The following is a 3,894-nucleotide window of genomic DNA, read 5'->3' as shown; positions in this document are numbered from 1 at the left end:
GCCATGGCGCGCGCGGCTATGCCGGACGGGGCCGCAGCCGGCCGCGCATTCGGTTCATCGAAAAAAGGCATGTCTTCGGAAAAGCCCGACATCGCCCCCGAATGTAGTGATTCGGGAGCGAAAGACCAGAACTGTCTACGTTTTGTTCTAGTTTCGCGTGTCCCGGACCAACTTGACAGCCGGAGCGGGTAAGGGGAAAGCTGCCGGCAGGGCGGGGCCTGTCGCACCCCGCAAGCTGCTCTATCTTGTTTGACGCAGTTCCGGACGGAAAGACGCTTCACGCTTTTCCTGGAATTGCTTGATGCGCGCAACAGTCGAAGGAGCACCGTCTTGGCTGTCACCATCACCTCCCTCGTCCTCTTCCTCATCGGTCTCATTCTCGGCGGCGGCGGCATCTGGCTCGTCGCGCTGGGCGGCAGTTGGTACTACCTGATCGCCGGCCTGGTCTTCCTGATCACCGCCTGGCTGCTGTTCAGTCGCAGGTCGACCTCGCTCTGGCTCTACGCGCTGTTCGTGCTCGCCACTTTGTGCTGGGCGGTGTGGGAAATCGGCTTCGACTGGTGGCAGCTCGGTCCGCGCGGCGGCGTCATCGTGCTCATCGCCCTGTGGCTTTTGACGCCATGGGCAAGGCGCGGCTTGCGCGGTCCCGACGGACGCGCGCCACTGATCCTGGCGGTGCTCGCCTCGTTGGCGGTCGCCGGTTATTCGATGACCGCCGATCCGCACGATATCGCCGGCACGCTCGGCACCGAAAAGGTGGCGGCGGCGGCCAATCTCGGCGGCGACATGCCGGCCGGCGAGTGGCACTTCTACGGCCGTACGCCGTTCGGCCAGCGCTATTCGCCGCTCGACCAGATCACGCCCGACAATGTCGCCAAGTTGCAGCCGGCCTGGACCTACCGCACCGGCGACGTGAAGGGCCCCGACGATATCGGCGAAACGACCTATCAGGTGACGCCGCTGAAGGTCGGCGACGCGCTCTTCATCTGCACGCCACACAACTTCGCCATCGCCATCGATGCCGCGAGCGGCAAGGAAAAGTGGCGCTACGATCCCAAGATCAAGCTCGACAACAACCGCCAGCACCAGACCTGCCGCGGCGTCTCCTACTATGCCGATGCCAAGATCGCCGCCGGCCAGCCCTGCGCGCAGCGGGTCTACCTGCCGACGTCGGACGCTCGCCTGATCGCACTCGACGTCGCCAATGGGCAGGTGTGTCCGTCCTTCGCCGAGGGCGGCACGCTGAACCTGATGGCCAATATGCCTTATCCGAAATCGGGCTATTACTATTCGACCTCGGCGCCGCTGATCGTCGCCGGCAAGATCATCGTCGGCGGCGCGGTCAACGACAATTACTCGACCGAGGAGCCGTCGGGCGTCATCCGTGCCTTCGACGTCGACACCGGCGCGCTGCTGTGGAACTGGGATTCCGGCAATCCGGATGTGACGACGCCGCTGCCCGCCGGGCAGACCTACACCCACAACTCGCCCAACATGTGGTCGACCGCCAGCGCCGACGAGAAGCTCGGGCTGCTTTACGTGCCGCTCGGCAACCAGACGCCGGACCAGCTCGGCATGGGCCGCAGCGCCAGTGTCGAGAAGTTGTCCTCCTCGATTACCGCGCTCGATCTCAACACCGGGCAATTGCGGTGGGTGCGGCAGACCGTGCATCACGATCTGTGGGACATGGACGTGCCGGCGCAGCCGTCGCTGGTCGATATCACGACGGCAAACGGCATCGTGCCGGCGCTGGTCGAGCCGACCAAGCAGGGCGACCTCTACGTCCTCGACCGGCGCACGGGCGAGCCGATCATTCCGGTCAAGGACGTGCCGGCGCCCGGCGGCGCGATCGAGGGCGTTCATGCCTCGCCGACACAGCCGGCCTCCGACCTTTCCTTCAATCCGAAGCCGCTGACCGGGGCCGACATGTGGGGCATCACCCTATTCGATCAGCTGGCCTGCCGGATCGAGTTGAAGAAATTGCGCTATGAGGGGCGCTACACGCCGCCCTCGCTGCAGGGCTCGCTGATCTATCCCGGCAATTTCGGCGTCTTCAACTGGGGCGGCGTCGCGGTCGATCCGGTGCGGCAGGTGATGTTCGGCATGCCGACTTACCTGGCGTTCACGTCCAAGCTCATCCCGCGCGCGGACGTGCCGCCGCCGGGCGATACCAAGGGCAGCGAGCAGGGGCTGAACCGCAACGAGGGCGCGCCTTACGCGGTGGTGATGGGGCCGTTCCTGTCGCCGCTCGGCATCCCCTGCCAGGCGCCGCCCTGGGGCTATGTCGCCGGCGTCGACCTGAAGACCGGAAACATCGCCTACCAGCACCGCAACGGCACCGTCTATGACATGACGCCGCTGCCGTTGCCGCTCAAGGTCGGCGTTCCTGGCATCGGCGGACCGATGATCACGGCGGGCGGAGTCGCTTTCCTGGGCGCGGCGGTCGACGACTATCTGCGCGCCTACGACCTCACCACCGGCAGGCAGCTCTGGCAGGCGAGGCTGCCGGCGGGCGGGCAGGCGCCGCCGATGACCTACACGGTGGCCGACGGCCGCCAGTTCGTCGTCATCGTCGCCGGCGGCCACGGCTCGGTCGGCACCAAGCCGGGTGACTATGTGATGGCCTACACGCTGCCCAAGTGAGGGGACGCGTCGGGCTTCAAAGCCCGAGATGGCCCCGCAGGCTGGGCACCTGGTCCAGCACCTGGTTGGTGAGATCGGGGCCGGCGGCGGCTTCGGCCTGCTTGATCAAGGTCTCGCCGGCCTGTTGGATCTGCGCCATGTCGAGGCCGGACGCTTTAAGCGCCGCGATGCCGTTTGATCAGCGCGCCGGCCTTTTCGCCGAGCACGCCGCCAAGCGCGCCCTGCAGCGACGACAGGAGGCCGCCACCCGAATTGGCCGCCGCGCCGGCGGCCATCACGTCATATTTCTGGGCTAGCGCGTCGGCGCCGGGGATCTGGGCGAAGAAAGATGAAACGCTGGTGCCTTCCGCCTCGTGCTCGAGCACGGAGAAGATGGTGCCGACGACCTTCTCGGTGGTCGGCTCATCGAGGCCGGCCTTCGAGGAAACGGTGTTGATGATGTCCTGGACGTTCATGGCATTCCCCTTTCGTCATTCGTATCGGCAAGGCGGCTCTGGCAACTTCGCCTCCTAATGTGACAGCACCATCAAGCCTTTCGGAAATGACCAAAATGTGATGAATTAAGCTGGCTCCCCGGCGCACCGCTCCGCCAGGAATCCCTCGCAGGATCGTCACCCCGGCGTGACTGGACCCTGCAGCTCTCGACCCTATCTTGCGGATCACCCGCCTGAAGCGCGCCATGTCGAAAATGGATTCCCGTGTCGCGCTTTGGGTTGTTGCTGATGCATGTCGTTGTCCCAAAACCGCTGCGCATTTTTGGGCGACATGCACTTCGTTGAGGACAGCCATGACAGAACCCGTTGCCAAGCCCGTCATCACTCAGGCGATGATCGACGCCTATGACGAATACACGCATCTGACGCTCGACCGGCGCCGCTTCATGGAGCAGCTGACGAGGCTGGCGGGCTCGGGCGCCGCGGCAGCGGCGATCGCGCCGATGCTCGCTGCCAATTACGCCCAGGCGGCGATCGTCGCCGAGGACGACAGCCGCGTTAAGGGCGAGGACATCACCTATCAGGGCTCGAGCGGCGAGATGAAAGCCCATCTGGTCAAGCCGGCCGACCAGTCGGGCAAGCTCGGCACGGTCATCGTCATCCATGAGAACCGGGGCCTCAATCCGCATATCCGCGATGTCGCCCGACGCGTGGCGTTGGAAGATTTCGTGGCGTTGGCGCCGGATTTCCTGTCGCCGCTTGGCGGCACGCCGTCCGACGAGGATAAGGCGCGCGACATGTTCGCCAAGCTCGACCC

General features: G+C 65.4%; 5 protein-coding genes. 3 read left to right on the top strand and 2 right to left on the bottom strand.

What is annotated here, in order from left to right; translation table 11 throughout:
* Together EOA24_RS42525 and EOA24_RS29965 are read left to right on the top strand one after the other, a co-directional pair.
* Positions 1 to 192 (top strand): hypothetical protein (locus tag EOA24_RS42525; protein ID WP_210213617.1); only part of this gene is annotated, 192 nt, incomplete at its 5' end.
* A gap of 138 nt (positions 193 to 330) precedes the next feature.
* Positions 331 to 2,643 carry a glucose/quinate/shikimate family membrane-bound PQQ-dependent dehydrogenase gene (locus EOA24_RS29965; protein ID WP_127410377.1) on the top strand — a complete coding sequence of 771 codons (2,313 nt, stop codon included), beginning with the start codon at positions 331 to 333 and terminating at the stop codon, positions 2,641 to 2,643.
* Positions 2,644 to 2,659: 16 nt separating this feature from the next.
* Here the strand turns inward: EOA24_RS29965 and EOA24_RS43980 are convergent, their stop codons facing one another.
* Together EOA24_RS43980 and EOA24_RS29960 are read right to left on the bottom strand one after the other, a co-directional pair.
* Entirely contained in the window at positions 2,660 to 2,782 is a 123-nt protein-coding gene (locus tag EOA24_RS43980; RefSeq protein WP_281059508.1) for a hypothetical protein, read from the bottom strand.
* Between the two features lie 16 nt (positions 2,783 to 2,798).
* The gene (locus EOA24_RS29960) at positions 2,799 to 3,098 is read right to left on the bottom strand and encodes a hypothetical protein (RefSeq protein ID WP_245466996.1); all 300 of its coding nucleotides are present in this window, start codon (positions 3,096 to 3,098) and stop codon (positions 2,799 to 2,801) included.
* Between the two features lie 332 nt (positions 3,099 to 3,430).
* On the opposite strand from EOA24_RS29960, the gene EOA24_RS29955 reads away from it, so the two are divergent.
* Positions 3,431 to 3,894: dienelactone hydrolase family protein (locus EOA24_RS29955; protein ID WP_189354353.1), on the top strand; the 464-nt coding region annotated here is incomplete at its 3' end.

Origin of the sequence: Mesorhizobium sp. M2A.F.Ca.ET.039.01.1.1, from assembly GCF_003998035.1 — a bacterium.
Lineage (GTDB): Bacteria > Pseudomonadota > Alphaproteobacteria > Rhizobiales > Rhizobiaceae > Mesorhizobium.
This window is presented reverse-complemented; position numbering and strand designations above follow the sequence as displayed.